Source organism: Variovorax sp. 01T432, from assembly GCF_056398605.1.
Window position 1 is genome coordinate 25051 of record NZ_JBFTPS010000057.1, and the last position, 15835, is coordinate 40885.

Below are 15835 nucleotides of genomic sequence, written 5' to 3' on the forward strand. Positions count from 1 at the left end.
GGCGCCCTCCCCGAAAGGTTCTTGATGATCAGGTTTCGCGCCCTCTGTACGGCGGGCTTCTTCGCGCTCTCGAGCCTCGGCGCCGCGGCGCAGATACTGATAGGTCAGACGGCTGGCATGACCGGATCGGTGGCCGCGAGCGTGAACGAGACCATCGTCGGCGCGCAGCTGGTGATCGACGCCGTCAATGCGCAGGGCGGCATCAACGGCGAGAAGATCGAGGTCCTGCGCATGGACGACGCCTTCGACGTCAAGCGTGCCGGCGAGAACGCTCGGGTGCTGATCGAAGACAAGAAAGTGGTGGCCCTGTTCATGAGCCGCGGGACGCCGCATTCGCAGGCCATCATCCCCTGGCTCGACAGGTACGACGTGGCGCTCATCGGCCCCTCCACCGGCGCGATGGTGCTGCACAAGCCGCTGCAGAAGCATGTGTTCAACGTTCGCTCGACCTACCAGCGCGAAGCGGAAAAGGCCGTGCAGCATCTGCTCACCATTGGCGTGACCCGTATCGCCGTGGTGTACGTGACCGATTCCTTCGGCACGGATGCGCTGGAAGGCGCGATGACCGGTTTCAAGAAGGCCAAGGCCGCTCCGGCGGTGTCGGTACCGGCCGACCGCGAAAAGCCCGATTACGCCGCGATCGTGCCGAGGATCGCCGGCGCCAACGCGCAGGCCGTCGTGTGGATCGGCTCTGGCCTTGCCGTGGTCGACGGGATCAAGGCGCTGCGTGCGGCGGGCTCGACGGCGCAGGTCGTCACGCTGTCCAACAATGCATCGTCCGGGTTCATCAAGCAATTGGGCGCGGCGAGCAGCGGCGTGATCGTGACCCAGGTCTTCCCCAACGAGCGCTCGATCGGACAGCCGATGGTCAAGGAGGCGCTCACGCTGGCGCGCGCCAAGGGCCAGAGCGAGGTGTCACCCGCCGCGCTCGAAGGCTTCGCATCGGCCAAGGTGCTCGTGGAGGCCTTGCGCCGCGCCGGCCCCAAGCCCACGCGCGCAAAGATCGTCGCGGCGCTGGAGACCATGCGCAACTTCGACCTGGGCGGCCTGGAAGTGAGCTACTCGCCCGCCGACCACAGCGGCATCGATTTCGCCGAGCTTTCAATCATCAGCGAAGGCAAGTTCAAACGCTGACCCGCCGCCAGGACCGGCGCATTTCCAGAGATAACGCGGACCGGCTCGGCCGGCCCGCAGGTATCGCCCCCTGCCAGGGGGTAGGCGAAGCGACACGAAGTGCGCGAAGCCTGCGGGTGAGCCCCATCTAGTCGTTGGCGTAGATGTCGACGTCCTTGGTCTCGCGGATGAAGAGCGTGCCCACCACCAGCGTCACGCCGGCGATGATGATCGGATACCAGAGGCCGTTGTACATGTTGCCGGTGGTCGCCACGATCGCGAACGCGGTCGTCGGCAGCAGACCGCCGAACCAGCCGTTGCCGATGTGGTACGGCAGGCTCATCGAGGTGTAGCGGATGCGCGTCGGGAACAGCTCGACCAGCATGGCGGCGATCGGGCCGTAGACCATGGTCACGAGCAGCACCAGCCAGAACAGCAGCAGCACCGTCAGGACCTTGTTCATCTTGGCGGGGTCGGCCTTGGCGGGATAACCGGCGTTCTTCAGGTCGTCGGCGACGCCCTTCTTGAAGGCGGCGATCTCCTTGGTCGAAGCTTCGTCGAACTTGAGGTTGACCACGTTGCCGACCGGCGCCTCGATCGTCTTGTCGCCGATCTTGATGACGGCCTTCGAGCCCGGCGCGCCTTCGATGTTGTCGTAGCTCACGGAGTTCTGCACCAGGTAGCGCTTGGCGATATCGCACGAACTCTTGAAGTCGATCTCTCGTGCCACCGGGTTGCCCTGGAACGAGCACGACTTCGGGTCCGCGGTCACCGTGACGCCGGCGGTGGCCTGCGCCCTGGCCAGATCAGGATTGGCGGCCTCAGTCAGCATCTTGAAGACCGGGAAGTAGGTCACCACGGCGAGCAGGCAGCCCGCCATGATGATCGGCTTGCGGCCGATCTTGTCGGACAGCGTACCGAAGATCACGAAGAAAGGCGTGCCGATCAGCAAGGCAGCGGCGATCATCAGGTTTGCCGTCGTCGCGTCCACCTTCAGCTGGGCCGTCAGGAAGAACAGGGCGTAGAACTGGCCCGAGTACCAGACCACGGCCTGCCCCGCCGTGAGGCCGACGAGCGCCAGGATCACGATCTTGAGGTTCTTCCACTGGCCGAAGGACTCGGACAGCGGCGCCTTCGAGGTCTTGCCCTCGGCCTTCATCTTCTGGAAGGCCGGTGATTCGGAAAGCGAGAGGCGGATCCACACCGAGACGCCGAGCAGCAGGATCGACACCAGGAACGGAATGCGCCAGGCCCAGTCGTTGAAGGCCTGATCGCCCAGGCCTTCGCGCACGCCCAGGATCACCAGCAGACTCAGGAACAGGCCGAGCGTGGCAGTCGTCTGGATCCACGATGTGTAGGCTCCGCGCTTGCCGTGCGGCGAGTGCTCTGCCACATAGGTGGCGGCTCCGCCGTACTCGCCGCCGAGCGCCAGGCCCTGCAGCATGCGCAACGCGATCAGGATCACCGGCGCCGCGACGCCGATGGTTCCGTAGGAGGGCAGCAGCCCGACGATGAAGGTCGACAAACCCATGATCAGGATCGTGACCAGGAAGGTGTACTTGCGGCCGATCATGTCGCCCAGCCGGCCGAACACGACGGCACCGAAAGGCCGGACCAGGAAGCCGGCCGCAAAGGCCAGCAGTGCGAAGATGAAGGCTGCGCCCGCATCCAGCCCACTGAAGAATTGCTTCGCGATGATCGCCGCGAGCGAACCGTAGAGATAGAAGTCGTACCACTCGAACACCGTACCGAGGGACGAGGCAAAGATGACTTTCTTCTCTTCCCGGCTCATGGGCCGGGGCGCGCTTGCGGGCGCCCCCCGTGAATCCAGCGTGGCTGCCATTTGTCTTCTCCTAAGAATTATTCGGCCCACGACGTGGGACCTCCCGCATTCTTGGAGCGGCGACTGACCCGGGGCTGTCGCGAAACTGAATGTTCGCTGACGAATTAAGGTGAAACCCGCGGCTCTCGTTTCAGCCTGTAGAAAAAGTCAGCGTCCGCCGCGAAGCAGCGAAGGCCGCTGGTCGGCACTGTCCCATTGCGGACCGTCGAACCAGCTGTCGCCCGACAGGTAGGCGCGCAACATCGCCAAGCCGTCGAAGCCCCAGAACAGACGATCGTCGACCGTGCAGGTCGGAACCCCGAACACGCCGCGCGCGATGGCCTCATCGGTATTGATCTTGAGCTGCGCCTTGACGTCATCACCCCGACGCATCCGCCCGAGCGTCGCCGCGAGCGCTTCGAGGCGAGCCGCATCGCCCGCGTCGGCGCCGGTGCGCCACACGTCGCGAAAGACAGTCTCCGCCACGTAGCGGCTGACCTCGCCGTCCATGGTCGTGGCCAGCGCAAGGCGCAGATGGGGCAAGGGGTTGTAGGGGTGCGTGGCCGGCATCTCGATCGGTATGCCGTGCGTGTGGCCGAGCCAGAGCACATGGCGATAGGTCCACGCCCGCTTCGACGGTATTTCGGCCGGCCCGAGCTGGCCATGGTGCTTGAGCACCGCGCCCAGCAGCAGGGGCTTGTAGGCCACGCTGTAGCTCAGGCCCTCGAGCGCTTCGGGCAGCTGTTCGAAGGCAAGGTATGCGTAGGGCGAGATGAAGTCGAGATGGAAGGTGATGTGCTTCACGGTGTGTCGTCTCTCTTGTCTTGCCCCGGCGTCCAGTAGCCTGCCTCGGCGCGCAGCTCGATGGCGCGCCAGATGCCGCGCTTGCCCGCATCGTCCATGCGGCTCCAGCCGGCGATCTCGGCGATGGTGCGCAGACAGCCTTCGCAGAAGCCGCTCGTCGGGTCCATGCGGCAGATCGAGATGCAGGGCGAGGGAAGATCGCTCGCCATGTTCCGCGCGGCGACGGCCCGGGCGCTCAGCGAGTTCAGGGTGTCGGGGATCACACGACGTCCGCGACCGGCGCGCCGGTCAAGCCTTCGAGATCGTGCGGGCGCAACCGCACCACCGCATGCGGATGGCCGGCTGCGGCCCAGATGTCTTCGAACCGAAACAGCTCGCGGTCGATCAGCGTGACTGGCGGCGTGGCATGCGCGAAGGGCGAGACGCCGCCGATCGAGAAGCCGGTCCGGGACTTGACGAATTCCGCGTCGGCGCGGCCCAGCTTGCCGACCAGCGCCTCGACCTTCTTCTCGTTCACGCGCCGGTCGCCGGAGGTCACCACGAGCACGGCGGCGTCGTCGGACTTGCGGCGGAATACGATGCTCTTGGCAATCTGCCCGAGTTCGATGCCGAGCGCGTCGGCCGCCTGCTGCGCCGTGCGCGCGGCGTCGTCGAGCATCTGCGGCGCATGGGGGTGGCCCTTGTCCTGAAGCAGGCGCGCGACACGCTGCACGCCCTCCGGCAAGGCGCTGAGTTCAGCGCCGCACATGGGGCACCTCCACGCGTGCGACTTCGTGTTCTGCGCGGCCCGGCATGTTCATGCGCCCTCCCTCTTGATCCTGAGCGCCTTCGACGCGCGCGAATTCGGCTCGCGCCCGAGCGCCGCGCTGATGTAAACCCCTGCGTCGATCAGCCTGTCGAGGTCGATGCCGGTCTCGATGCCCATGCCGTGCAGCATGTAGACCACGTCTTCGGTCGCGACGTTGCCGGTCGCACCCTTGGCGTAGGGACATCCGCCGAGGCCGGCGGACGACGTGTCGAATTGCCACACCCCCATCGCCAGGCTTGCGAGCGTGTTGCTGAGCGCCTGGCCGTAGGTGTCGTGGTAGTGGCCGGACACATCGTCGATGCCGTAATGCTTCAGCGTCGCCTCGAGGGCGCGCTCCACCTTGACCGGCGTGCCCACGCCGATGGTGTCGGCCACGCCCACGTGCTGCACGCCGATGTCCTTCATGAGCCCGGCCAGCATGTCGACACGTGAAGGCGGGACGTCGCCCTCGTAGGGGCAACCCACCGTGCACGACATGGCGCCACGTACGTAGATGCCCTTCTCGCGCGCCGCCGCCACCACCGGCCGGAAACGCTCGATGCTCTCCGCGATGGAGCAGTTGATGTTGCGCTGGCTGAAGGCTTCGCTGGCGGCGGCGAACACCACGATCTCGTCGGGCCACTCTTCTCGCGGCGCCGCGATCGCGGCCTCGAAGCCCTTCATGTTGGGCGTCAGCACCGAGTAGCGCACACCGGCCTTGCGGCGGATGCCGTGCATCACTTCGGCGTTGTCCGCCATCTGCGGCACCCATTTCGGCGAGACGAAGCTGGTGACTTCGATGTCTCGAAGCCCCGCGTCCTGCAGCCGATGCACCAGTCCGATCTTGACCTCGGCGGACACCGGCTGCTTCTCGTTCTGCAGCCCGTCGCGCGGCCCCACATCCACAATCTTGACCCGAGTCGGATATTTCATATTGACAGTCCTAAATCGCCCAATGGCCCATCCCCCCTGTGCGTGAAACACCGCGGGTCCGGCTCCGCCGGCCCGCCGGTGTTGCCCCCTGGAAGGGGGTAGGCGAAGCGACACGAAGTGCGCGCAGCCTGGGGGTCATTTCAGTATCCACGTTTGGCATCGACCACGCCCGCAACGGGCTCTCCGCGTTCGAGCGCCCGGATCTTGCCGGCGATCTGTGCGATCGACACGTCGCGCACCGTGCGCGCGGAGCCGTGCGGCGTGACCGTGATCCTCGGGTGGCGCCAGAACGCATGCTCGGCGGGCAGCGGCTCGACCTCGAACACGTCCAGCGTGGCGCCCGCCAGCTGGCCGCTGTCGAGCAGCGGGATGAGGTCGTCGTCCACCAGATGCGCGCCGCGTGCCACGTTGATCAGGTAGCTGCCCGGCTGGCCGCCATTGAGCCGCGCGAGCGTGTTGCGATTCAGGATCCCGCGCGTGGTCGGCGTGAGCGGCAGCAGATTCACCAGCACCCGGGTCGCGCCCAGAAAGGCGTCGAACTCCGACTCGCCGACGAAGGCGCGCACGCCATCGATGGCCTTGGCCGATCGGCTCCAGCCGTTGACGGGAAACTCGAACTGCGCGACGGCCTTGGCCACGCGCTCGCCGAGCACGCCCAGGCCCATCACGCCGACGGCGAAATCCTCGCGTTCGCGCGGCTTGCGGAAGCTCCATCGGCCTTCGCGCGCATCGGCCTCGTAAAGGTCGAACTCGCGGAAATGACGTATGAGCGAATGACAGACATACTCGGCCATCTGCACCGACATGCCGGCGTCGTCGAGCCGCACGATACGGGTCTGCGACGGCACCTTGAGCTTGAGCAGGGCATCCACGCCGGCGCCGATGTTGAATAGCCCGCGCAGTCCGGGCTGGTCGTCCAGCAGTTGCTGCGGCGGCGCCCAGACCACCGCATGATCGGCGGGGGCGGCGCCGGGCGACCAGTTCTCGACCTCGGCTTCAGGCAGCGCCGCGCGCAGACCTTCGATCCAGGGTTCGGGGCGGGTGTTGGAGAGGCAGACGGTGATTCGCATAGGAGCGTGATTCTCACCGCTCGGGCACAGCTCAAGTCGCGATGCGCAGCAGTTCCGACCCTTCGGACACCTGATCGCCCGGCGCATAGAGCAGCTCCTCGACCGTCCCATCGGCCGGCGCCGCGATCGTATGCTCCATCTTCATCGCTTCCATCACGGCCAGCGGCTGGCCGCGGCTGACCTTGTCGCCGGCCTTGACCGCGAAGGACACCACCTTGCCTGGCATCGGGGCGGTGAGGCGGCCGCCCTCGCCATGCGTTTCACCGGCGTGGGCGAGGCGATCGATGGCGACGATCTTCGTCGCCCCATGGGCCGCGAACACATAGGCCGTCTCCTTGTCTTCATAGACGTCGAGCGTGTGCCGCTGGCCCGCGAACTGCAATTCGATCCCTCCCGTGGGAAAGCGCCCGATCACCAGCGGGCCCGACACCTCGCCCACGCGCAGAACCAGCGCGCCATCGTGCAGATAGCGCAACTCGGCGCCGCGCGGCTCGCCGCGAAACTCGAACTCGAACGGCCGGATGGCAATGCCATGCGACTGCCAGCCGTCGCGGCGACTGAACGGGTCGGCCGTCGCTGTCGCCGACTCGGCCAGCAGCGTGCGCGCGATGGATGCGGCGGCCGCGAGCGGCAGGCCGAGCGGCTCCTGGTCGAACAGTACCGAGCGTTCGCGCTCGATCAGCGCGGTGTCCAGCTTCGCCTGGGCAAAGGACTCCGTGCGCAGGATGCCGCGCAGGAACTGCACATTCGTCGCGACACCCACGATGTGCGTCTGCGCCAGCGCCAGGTCGAGGCGGGCCAGTGCCTCCTCGCGCGTGGCACCGTGGACGATCAACTTGGCGATCATCGAATCGTAGAAGGGCGAGATCACGTCGCCCTCGCGCACGCCGTCGTCGATGCGCACGCGGCTGCGCTGGAAGGCCGTGGCCTGCGGCTTGCGATAGACGTGCAGGGTGCCGGTGGCGGGCAGGAAATTGTTGTCCGGATTCTCGGCGCAGATGCGCGCCTCGATCGCGTGGCCGTGGATCTGCAACTGGTCCTGCTTCAGCGGCAGCGCCTCCCCGGAAGCCACGCGCAATTGCCACTCGACAAGATCGAGTCCGGTGATGGCTTCGGTCACGGGGTGCTCCACCTGCAGCCGCGTGTTCATCTCCATGAAGAAGAAGTTCATCTCGCCGGCACCCTGCTGCTCGACGATGAACTCCACCGTGCCCGCGCCGACATATTTCACCGCGCGCGCCGCGGCCACCGCGGCCTCGCCCATCTGACTGCGCATCGCTTCCGTCATCCCGGGTGCGGGGGCCTCTTCCAGCACTTTCTGGTGGCGCCGCTGCACCGAGCAGTCGCGCTCGAAGAGATAGACGTAGTTGCCGCGCGTGTCGCCGAACACCTGGATCTCGATGTGGCGCGGCCGTTGCACGTACTTCTCGATCAGCACCGCGTCGTCGCCGAAGCTGTTGATCGCCTCTCGCCGGCATGAGGCCAGCGCGGAGGCGAAGTCGCCCGCCTTCTCGACCACGCGCATGCCCTTGCCGCCCCCGCCGGCGCTGGCCTTGATCAGCACCGGATAGCCGATGCGGTTGGCCTCCCGCTGGAGCAGGGACGGCTCCTGGTCGCTGCCGTGGTAGCCCGGGACCAGCGGCACGCCGGCCTTCTCCATCAACTGCTTGGACTCGGCCTTCAGCCCCATGGCCTTGATGGCGGAGGGCGGCGGGCCGATGAAGACCAGGCCCGCGTCGGCGCAGGCTTGCGCGAAATCCTCGTTCTCGCTCAGGAAGCCGTAGCCGGGGTGAACGGCCTGCGCGCCCGTGGCCTTGGCGGCTTCGATGATCTTCTCCCAGCGCAGGTAGCTCTCGTTGGGGGCGCTGCCGCCGAGATGCACCGACTCGTCGCAGGCACGCACATGGTTGGCATGCGCGTCGGCATCGGAGTACACGGCAACGGTGCGGATGGCCATGCGGCGGGCCGTCGCGGCGACGCGGCAGGCGATCTCGCCGCGGTTGGCGATCAGGATCTTCTTAAACATTCGATGAGTCTCCAGGGACGTTCTTCTTGAGCCGGAACGCGGGTACGACGCCAGGATCCGGCCGGCCGCTGAAAATGCGGGCCACACGGCCGAAAAGCGATTTGAGGAAGCGCCAGCTCTTGCGGATGAGCCACACGCTCAGCACCATCACGGCGATGAAGAACAGGCCGAACACCAGCGGATGGGCGACGGCGAGCCAGAGTCCGGCCGGCACCATGGTGTCCTCGACCAGCGAGGCGCCGACGTTGGTGAAGGGCTCGGGCGAAGTGTTGATGGCCGCGCGCGTGGTCGCCTTGGCGGCGTGCGCCGTGGCCGCGAAGCCGCCGCCAAGGAGGGCGGCGACGAGTGCCATCGCCGCATGATCGGTTCCGAACACGCTGGCCGCGAGCGCGGCGCCTGCCGGGATGCGGATGGCCGTATGCACCATGTCCCACAGCGAATCGAGGCCGGGGATCTTGTCCGCGAAGAACTCGATGAAGACCATGAACGCGCTCGCCGCGATGATCACCGGATGCGCCAGCAGCGCAAGGCCGTGGGGCAGCGGCACCCAGCCGAAGTAGCCCGCCAGGCCCGTCAGCAGCACAACGAGGTAGAGCCGCACCCCGCTGGCCCAGCCGAGGGCGGCAGCCAGCGCGAGGAGCTGCGGAAGGTCGAGATCGTTCATGGCAGCCGTTGAAGTTTCACGGCGTGAGCCAGGACGGCTTGCGCTTCTGCAGGAAGGCCCGCACGCCCTCGCGGCCCTCTTCGCTCGCACGGATATCGGCGATGCCCCGCACCGTCTTCGCCACCAGTGCATCGTCGATCTCGCGCCCTGCCACGTCCGCGATCAGTTGCTTGCAGGCACGGACTGCCGCCGGGCTGGCACTGGTCAGCGACTTGACGATCTCGGCGACCTTGGCGTCCAGCGCATCCGCGGCGACGACCTCGTGCACGAAGCCGATGCGCAGGGCCTCCGCCGCAGGGAAGCGCTCCGCCGTGAGGAACCAGCGCTGAGCGGCACGCGTGCCCATGGCGCGCAGGACGTAAGGGCTGATGGTCGCGGGGACCAGCCCGATCTTCACTTCGCTCAGGCAGTACCAGGCCGTATCGACGCTCACCGCGATGTCGCAGGCGGCGACCAGCCCCATGCCGCCCGCGTACACATCACCCTGCACGCGGGCAATGACCGGCTTCGGGCTTTGGTGAATGGCGCGCAGCATCGCTGCGAGACCGCCTGCGTCGGCGAGGTTCTCCTCGTGGGTGAAATCGGCCGCGCGGCGCATCCAGTTGAGGTTGGCACCGGCGCAGAACGCCGGTCCGTTCGCGCCCAGCACGACGACCCGCACATCGGGCGCCGCGCTGGCCTGCGAGAACGCGTCGCCGAGTTCGCGGATGACGACATCGTCGAAGGCGTTGCGAAGCTCCGGGCGATTAAGCCAGATGCGTGCGACGGCCCCGTCGATCGCGAATTCGAGCGTCGTGAAATTGCTCATCGGCGTTTTCCTTCCTTCTGCGCAAATCCCGGACCACCAAAGCGAAGTCCAACCGCGGAACACCGCGGAACCGGCTTCGCCGGGCCACAGGTGTTGCCCCCTGCAAGGGGGAAGGCGAAGCGACACGAAGTGCGCGAAGTCTGGGGGTGGTTCATTGCCTTGCTTCCTGCTGCAGCAGCTGGACCCAGTCGAGCTCCGGACCCTGCTGAGCCATGGCCGTCAGCGCGGCCGTCAGCTGACCGCGATGGTGTGTCGCGTGGTTGAACACATGCCCGAGCGCCGGCGCGAACGGAATGCGCACTTCTTCGCCGTTGTTCCTGGTGTATGCCAGTTCGCCATCGAAGCGCTCCGCGGGCAGCGTCGCGAGCCAGGGTCCCCAGCGCGTGACCGCTCGGCCCAGGGCCTCGCACGAATCGGCGCGCCCGGTGTGCAGTTCCGTGTCGAGCGGGATGCGAAGCGAATGGCCTTCGGCGAGCCGCGCAAACCAGATGTCGTCGGTCACCAGGAGGTGATTGACCGTCCGATGCACCGAGCGGAAGAAAAGCCCGCAATCGCGGTACCAGTCGGCGTCGGAGAGCGCCGGCAGGTTCGATTCGAGCAGCCTGCGCGTGGCCCACACGTGATAGCGCCCGAGGCTGGCGAAGTAATTCGGGAGCGTCATGTCGCCATCTCCTCCGGTCACATGCGAAAGATGCCGAATCTCGGCTCGGGGATCGGCGCGTTGCGCGCGGCGGCAAGGCCCAGGGCCAGAACCCGGCGCGTGTCGGCCGGATCGATGATCCCATCGTCCCACAACCGCGCTGTCGCGTAGTAAGGGTGGCCCTGCGCTTCATACTGGTCGCGGATCGGCGATTTGAAGGCCTCCTCCTCCTCGCCGCTCCATTGCCCTCCCTTGGCCTCGATCCCGTCGCGCTTGACGGTGGCAAGCACGCTCGCGGCCTGCTCGCCGCCCATCACGCTGATGCGCGCGTTCGGCCACATCCAGAGAAAGCGCGGGGAAAAGGCGCGGCCGCACATGCCGTAGTTGCCCGCGCCGAAGCTGCCGCCGATGATGATCGTGAACTTGGGCACGTTGGCGGTCGCGACCGCCGTCACCATCTTGGCGCCATGGCGTGCGATGCCCTCGTTCTCGTACTTGCGCCCGACCATGAAGCCGGTGATGTTCTGCAGGAAGACGAGCGGGGTCTTGCGCTGGCAGCACAGCTCGATGAAATGCGCACCTTTCTGCGCCGATTCGCTGAAGAGAATGCCGTTGTTGGCGACGATGCCCACCGGCATGCCTTCGATCTCGGCGAAGCCGCAGACCAGCGTGCTGCCGAAGCGCGACTTGAACTCGTGGAGCTCACTGCCATCGACGATGCGCGCGATGATCTCGCGCACATCGAAGGGCTTGCGCGTATCGACCGGGATGACGCCGTAGAGTTCTTCGGCCGCAAATTCCGGCGGGCGGATGGCGCCCGCCGCGCGAGCGGCCTTGCCTGCACTGCCGGCCCTGGCATTGAGGTTCGCCACGGCCGCACGCGCCAGCGCCAGCGCATGCAGGTCGTTCTGCGCCAGATGATCGACAACGCCCGACAGCCGCGTGTGCACGTCGCCACCGCCCAGGTCTTCGGCGGTGACGACCTCGCCCGTGGCGGCCTTCACCAGCGGCGGACCGCCGAGGAAGATGGTGCCCTGATTCTTGACGATGATGCTTTCGTCGCTCATCGCCGGGACATAGGCACCGCCCGCGGTGCACGACCCCATGACCACCGCGATCTGGGCGATGCCCAGTGCGCTCATGTTCGCCTGGTTGTAGAAGATGCGCCCGAAGTGCTCGCGGTCCGGGAACACTTCGTCCTGGTTCGGAAGGTTGGCGCCGCCCGAATCCACCAGATAGATGCACGGCAGCCGGTTCTGCTCGGCGATCTCCTGGGCGCGCAGATGCTTCTTGACGGTCATCGGGTAGTAGGTGCCACCCTTCACTGTCGCATCGTTGCAGACGATCATGCAATCCACGCCGCTGACGCGACCGATGCCCGCGATCAGCCCCGCGCCCGGCGCGGCGCCGTGGTACATGGCATGCGCCGCCAGCGGCGCCACTTCGAGGAAGGGCGTCCCTGGGTCGAGGAGTTGCGCGACGCGGTCGCGTGGCAGCAGCTTGCCCCGCGCAGTGTGCTTGCTGCGCGCCGCCTCGCCGCCGCCGGCTTCGACCTTGGCGAACTGCGCGTGCAGATCCACTACCAGCGCCCGCATGGCGGCGGCATTGGTCTGGAATTCCGCCGAACGGGCGTTGAGATGGGTTTCAAGCTTGGTCATGCGGTCTTTTCTTCGTCCAGCCCGAGCTGGCTTTTCATCGCTTCGCGAATCTTGAATTTCTGGATCTTGCCGGTGACGGTCATCGGGAATTCGGAGACGAACCGGATGTACCTCGGCACCTTGTAATGCGCGATCTGGCCCTTGCAGAACTCGCGCACCTCATCCTCGCTCACCGTCTGGCCGGGTTTGGGAATGATCCAGGCACAGAGCTCCTCGCCGTACCGCTTGTCGGGCAACCCGACCACCTGCACGTCCTGGACCTTGGGATGGCGATAGAGGAATTCCTCGATCTCGCGCGGGTAGATGTTCTCGCCGCCGCGGATGACCATGTCCTTGATGCGGCCCACGATGTTGACGTAGCCCTCGACATCCATGGTGGCCAGATCGCCCGTGTGCATCCAGCCTTCGGCGTCGATCGCCTCGCGCGTCTTTTCCTCGTCTTCCCAGTAGCCGTGCATGACCGAATAGCCGCGCGTGCAGAACTCGCCCGAGACACCGGGAGCGACGACCTCATGGGTCTCGGGGTCGACGATCTTGATCTCGAGGTGCGGCTGCACGGTGCCGACGGTCGAGACGCGCTTCTCGAGCGGTGTGTCGGTCGAGCTCTGGCAGCTCACGGGGCTGGTCTCGGTCATGCCGTAGGCGATGGTGATCTCGCGCAGGTTCATCTGGTCGACGACGCGCTTCATCACCTCGGTGGGGCACGGCGAGCCGGCCATGATGCCGGTACGCAGGCTCGAGAAGTCGAACTCCTTGAAGCGCGGATGGTCGAGTTCGGCGATGAACATGGTGGGCACGCCATGCAGCCCCGTGCATTTCTCGGCCTGGACGGTCTGCATCACGGCCAGCGGATCGAAGCCGTCGTTCGGATAGACGATGGTCGCGCCATGGGTGAGGCAGGCGAGGTTGCCGAGCACCATCCCGAAGCAGTGGTAGAGCGGCACCGGAATGCACAGGCGGTCCGCCGGCGTGAGCTTCATGCATTCGCCGATGAAGAAGCCGTTGTTGAGGATGTTGCGGTGCGTCAGCGTCGCGCCCTTGGGGAAACCGGTGGTGCCGCTGGTGAACTGGATGTTGATCGGATCGGTTGCCTTCAGGGTCCTGGCGATGGCAGGGATGCGCGCGTCATCGGGGTCGCCGCTTTCGAGGAGCTTCGAGAAGCGCATCAGCCCGGGCAGTTCGCCGGCGTCTTGCGCCGTGTCGATCCATGCCACGGTACGCAGATGCGGCAGGCGCGCGGCCTTCAGCTCACCGGGCTTCGAACTCGCGAGTTCGGGCGCCAGTTCGGACAGCATGCCGACGTAGTCGCTGGTCTTGAAGCTCCTCATCGTGACCAGCGCCTTGCAGGCGACCTTGTTGAGCGCGTATTCGAGCTCGGACGTGCGGTAGGCGGGATTGATATTGACCAGGATCAGCCCGACCTTCGCCGTGGCGATCTGCATCAGCACCCATGGTGCGTTGTTGTGCGACCAGATGCCCACGCGGTCGCCGGGCGCCAGCCCGAGCCCGAGCAGCGCGCTCGCCAGGCGATCGGCTTCGCGCCGGAGTTCGCGATAGCTCAATCGCTTCTTCTCGTGCACGCTGACCAGCGCCTCACGATCGCCCTGCCGCGCCGCCATGTCGTCGAAGAAATCGCCGATCGTCTGCTCGATCAGCGGAATGTCGGTGGCGCCTCGTGCGTGGCTCGCCTTCAGTTCCATGGTCTCTCTCCTGTTCTTTCTACGCCGTGCCGCTAGCATGCCAGTCCAGTGGCTGCCGCGGAACCGGATTCGCCGGCCCGCAGCCCCGTCAGGGCGTTGGCGCTCCCCCGAGGTGGGCATGCCCCGGAGAATTTCATGTCACGCCGTCTCCGCGAACAGCTCGCGCCCGATCAGCATGCGCCGGATCTCGCTGGTACCGGCGCCGATCTCGTAGAGCTTCGCATCGCGCCACAGCCTGCCCACGGGGAATTCGTTGGTGTAGCCCACGCCGCCCAGCGCCTGGATTGCCTCGCCGGCCATCCAGGTCGCCTTCTCGGCCGAATAGAGAATGGCGCCCGCCGCGTCCTTGCGGAAGGTGCGCGCATGATCATTGCGGTCACAGGCCTTGCCGACCGCGTAGACATAGGCGCGCGTGGCCTGCCAGGTCGAATACATGTCGGCCAACTTGCCCTGCATCAACTGGAACTCGCCGATGCTCTGGCCGAACTGCTTGCGCTCGTGCACGAAGGGCAGCACGGCATCCATGCACGCCGCCATGATGCCGAGCGGTCCGCCCGACAGCACCGCGCGCTCGTAGTCCAGCCCGCTCATCAGCACCTTGGCGCCAGCACCCTCGCCGCCCAGCACGTTCTCCTCGGGCACTTCGCAGTTGTCGAAGAAGAGCGGGTAGGTGTTGGAACCGCGCATTCCCAGCTTGTCGAGCTTGGTGCCGGCCGAGAAGCCCTTGAAGCCCTTCTCGACGATGAAGGCCGTCATCCCGCGGGCGCCCATTTCAGGTTCGGTCTTGGCGTAGATCACCAGCGTGTCGGCGTCGCCGCCATTGGTGATCCACATCTTGCCGCCGTTGAGCACATAGCGGTCGCCCTTCTTCTCGGCACGCAGCTTCATGCTGACGACGTCGGACCCGGCGTTGGGCTCGCTCATCGCGAGCGCGCCCACATGCTCGCCGCTCACCAGCTTGGGCAGGTACTTCTTCTTCTGGGCGTCAGTGCCGTTGCGGTGAATCTGGTTCACGCACAGGTTGGAGTGGGCACCGTAGGAAAGCCCGACCGAGGCCGAGGCCCGGGACACCTCCTCCATGGCGACGATGTGCGCAAGGTAGCCGAGCTCGGTGCCCCCGAACTCTTCCTTGACCGTCATGCCGTGGAGGCCGAGGTGCCCGAGCTTCTTCCACAGATCCACGGGGAACAGGTTGTCGCGGTCGATGCCGGCCGCGCGCGGCGCGATCTCTTCGGCGGCGAAATCCTGGATCGCGTCGCGCAACGAGTCGATGGTTTCGCCCAGGTCGAAGTTCAGGCCGGGATCGTGCATGGGGTTGTCTCCTTCATGAATCGGTCGCGCGACAGGTGGCGGGCCTCGCCCTGCGCGGAAAGCTGGAGCTTACGCCCTGTGTCGTTGCATTTGGCGCCACAATGGTTGCAAATCGCGCCATCGCCCGTCGTCACTTCAATGCCTTCCTCGCCTCTTCGGCCCGCCCCCCGGTCCGCCACGCCGATGGCCTTTGTACAGGCGATCGTGCGCGCTTATGAGCGCTATGGCATCGACCCTTCAGAGGCCTTGGCCCAGGCACAGATTGCGCCGCGCGATCTGAGAAATTCCCAGGCGCGCGTCACCGCCGCCCAGTTCGAGCTGCTTTCGGGTTTCGCGATGCAGCAGCTAGACCGAGCTTTGAAGAGTGCTGCACACAAGCCCTTGATTCGTCGAGACATTCTTGAAATGTGCGGGTGCGCTACTGGGAACAGACGGGGTTCACGCCGAGCAGCTTGAAGGCTTTGGCCTGGATGGGCGTGGGGCGGGTGGTGATGACGAT

Annotated in this window: 14 protein-coding genes; 1 reads left to right on the top strand and 13 read right to left on the bottom strand. The window is 66.3% G+C overall.

Annotated elements, in window-relative coordinates; genetic code table 11:
- The first annotated feature begins 24 nt into the window (after positions 1 to 24).
- A complete protein-coding gene (locus AC1DNF_RS29625; RefSeq protein WP_478152233.1) occupies positions 25 to 1134 on the top strand; it encodes an ABC transporter substrate-binding protein in 1110 nt (369 codons plus the stop codon).
- Positions 1135 to 1261: 127 nt separating this feature from the next.
- Here AC1DNF_RS29625 and AC1DNF_RS29630 read toward each other — a convergent pair whose 3' ends face one another.
- The 13 genes from AC1DNF_RS29630 to AC1DNF_RS29690 form a co-directional block, all read right to left on the bottom strand.
- Entirely contained in the window at positions 1262 to 2956 is a 1695-nt protein-coding gene (locus AC1DNF_RS29630; RefSeq protein ID WP_478152234.1) for an MFS transporter, read from the bottom strand.
- Between the two features lie 147 nt (positions 2957 to 3103).
- Positions 3104 to 3739, bottom strand: coding sequence for a DsbA family protein (locus tag AC1DNF_RS29635; RefSeq protein WP_478152235.1), 636 nt, complete (start codon positions 3737 to 3739; stop codon positions 3104 to 3106).
- On the bottom strand, positions 3736 to 3948 hold the full coding sequence (locus tag AC1DNF_RS29640) for a DUF1289 domain-containing protein (RefSeq protein ID WP_478152247.1): 213 nt from the start codon (positions 3946 to 3948) through the stop codon (positions 3736 to 3738). The genes AC1DNF_RS29635 and AC1DNF_RS29640 overlap by 4 nt, the downstream gene beginning before the upstream one ends.
- Positions 3949 to 3998: 50 nt before the next feature.
- On the bottom strand, positions 3999 to 4487 hold the full coding sequence (locus AC1DNF_RS29645; protein WP_478152236.1) for a YbaK/EbsC family protein: 489 nt from the start codon (positions 4485 to 4487) through the stop codon (positions 3999 to 4001).
- Between the two features lie 48 nt (positions 4488 to 4535).
- Positions 4536 to 5459: a hydroxymethylglutaryl-CoA lyase gene (locus AC1DNF_RS29650; RefSeq protein ID WP_478152237.1), complete on the bottom strand. Its 924-nt coding sequence runs from the start codon at positions 5457 to 5459 to the stop codon at positions 4536 to 4538.
- 140 nt (positions 5460 to 5599) lie between these two features.
- The gene (locus tag AC1DNF_RS29655) at positions 5600 to 6529 is read right to left on the bottom strand and encodes a 2-hydroxyacid dehydrogenase (RefSeq protein WP_478152238.1); all 930 of its coding nucleotides are present in this window, start codon (positions 6527 to 6529) and stop codon (positions 5600 to 5602) included.
- Positions 6530 to 6560: 31 nt separating this feature from the next.
- Complete coding sequence (locus tag AC1DNF_RS29660) at positions 6561 to 8555, bottom strand: acetyl/propionyl/methylcrotonyl-CoA carboxylase subunit alpha (protein WP_478152239.1); 1995 nt, start codon at positions 8553 to 8555, stop codon at positions 6561 to 6563.
- Complete coding sequence (locus tag AC1DNF_RS29665) at positions 8548 to 9219, bottom strand: DUF4126 domain-containing protein (RefSeq protein ID WP_478152240.1); 672 nt, start codon at positions 9217 to 9219, stop codon at positions 8548 to 8550. Before AC1DNF_RS29665 ends, AC1DNF_RS29660 begins: the two co-directional genes overlap by 8 nt.
- A 16-nt stretch (positions 9220 to 9235) precedes the next feature.
- A complete protein-coding gene (locus AC1DNF_RS29670; protein ID WP_478152241.1) occupies positions 9236 to 10027 on the bottom strand; it encodes an enoyl-CoA hydratase/isomerase family protein in 792 nt (263 codons plus the stop codon).
- Between the two features lie 151 nt (positions 10028 to 10178).
- Complete coding sequence (locus tag AC1DNF_RS29675) at positions 10179 to 10688, bottom strand: DinB family protein (RefSeq protein WP_478152242.1); 510 nt, start codon at positions 10686 to 10688, stop codon at positions 10179 to 10181.
- A 17-nt stretch (positions 10689 to 10705) separates the two neighbouring features.
- Complete coding sequence (locus AC1DNF_RS29680) at positions 10706 to 12325, bottom strand: carboxyl transferase domain-containing protein (protein ID WP_478152243.1); 1620 nt, start codon at positions 12323 to 12325, stop codon at positions 10706 to 10708.
- Complete coding sequence (locus tag AC1DNF_RS29685) at positions 12322 to 14025, bottom strand: AMP-binding protein (protein WP_478152244.1); 1704 nt, start codon at positions 14023 to 14025, stop codon at positions 12322 to 12324. The genes AC1DNF_RS29680 and AC1DNF_RS29685 overlap by 4 nt, the downstream gene beginning before the upstream one ends.
- Before the next feature lie 138 nt (positions 14026 to 14163).
- Entirely contained in the window at positions 14164 to 15336 is a 1173-nt protein-coding gene (locus AC1DNF_RS29690) for an isovaleryl-CoA dehydrogenase (RefSeq protein WP_478152245.1), read from the bottom strand.
- Positions 15337 to 15835: the final 499 nt, after the last annotated feature.

Bases quoted from the DNA above. Each gene is read 5' to 3' on its own strand.
- AC1DNF_RS29625 (WP_478152233.1), top strand. From the start codon at position 25: ATGATCAGGTTTCGCGCCCTCTGTACGGCGGGCTTCTTCGCGCTCTCG.
- AC1DNF_RS29630 (WP_478152234.1), bottom strand. From the start codon at position 2,956: ATGGCAGCCACGCTGGATTCACGGGGGGCGCCCGCAAGCGCGCCCCGG.
- AC1DNF_RS29640 (WP_478152247.1), bottom strand. From the start codon at position 3,948: ATGGCGAGCGATCTTCCCTCGCCCTGCATCTCGATCTGCCGCATGGAC.
- AC1DNF_RS29645 (WP_478152236.1), bottom strand. From the start codon at position 4,487: ATGTGCGGCGCTGAACTCAGCGCCTTGCCGGAGGGCGTGCAGCGTGTC.
- AC1DNF_RS29650 (WP_478152237.1), bottom strand. From the start codon at position 5,459: ATGAAATATCCGACTCGGGTCAAGATTGTGGATGTGGGGCCGCGCGAC.
- AC1DNF_RS29655 (WP_478152238.1), bottom strand. From the start codon at position 6,529: ATGCGAATCACCGTCTGCCTCTCCAACACCCGCCCCGAACCCTGGATC.
- AC1DNF_RS29660 (WP_478152239.1), bottom strand. From the start codon at position 8,555: ATGTTTAAGAAGATCCTGATCGCCAACCGCGGCGAGATCGCCTGCCGC.
- AC1DNF_RS29665 (WP_478152240.1), bottom strand. From the start codon at position 9,219: ATGAACGATCTCGACCTTCCGCAGCTCCTCGCGCTGGCTGCCGCCCTC.
- AC1DNF_RS29670 (WP_478152241.1), bottom strand. From the start codon at position 10,027: ATGAGCAATTTCACGACGCTCGAATTCGCGATCGACGGGGCCGTCGCA.
- AC1DNF_RS29675 (WP_478152242.1), bottom strand. From the start codon at position 10,688: ATGACGCTCCCGAATTACTTCGCCAGCCTCGGGCGCTATCACGTGTGG.
- AC1DNF_RS29680 (WP_478152243.1), bottom strand. From the start codon at position 12,325: ATGACCAAGCTTGAAACCCATCTCAACGCCCGTTCGGCGGAATTCCAG.
- AC1DNF_RS29685 (WP_478152244.1), bottom strand. From the start codon at position 14,025: ATGGAACTGAAGGCGAGCCACGCACGAGGCGCCACCGACATTCCGCTG.
- AC1DNF_RS29690 (WP_478152245.1), bottom strand. From the start codon at position 15,336: ATGCACGATCCCGGCCTGAACTTCGACCTGGGCGAAACCATCGACTCG.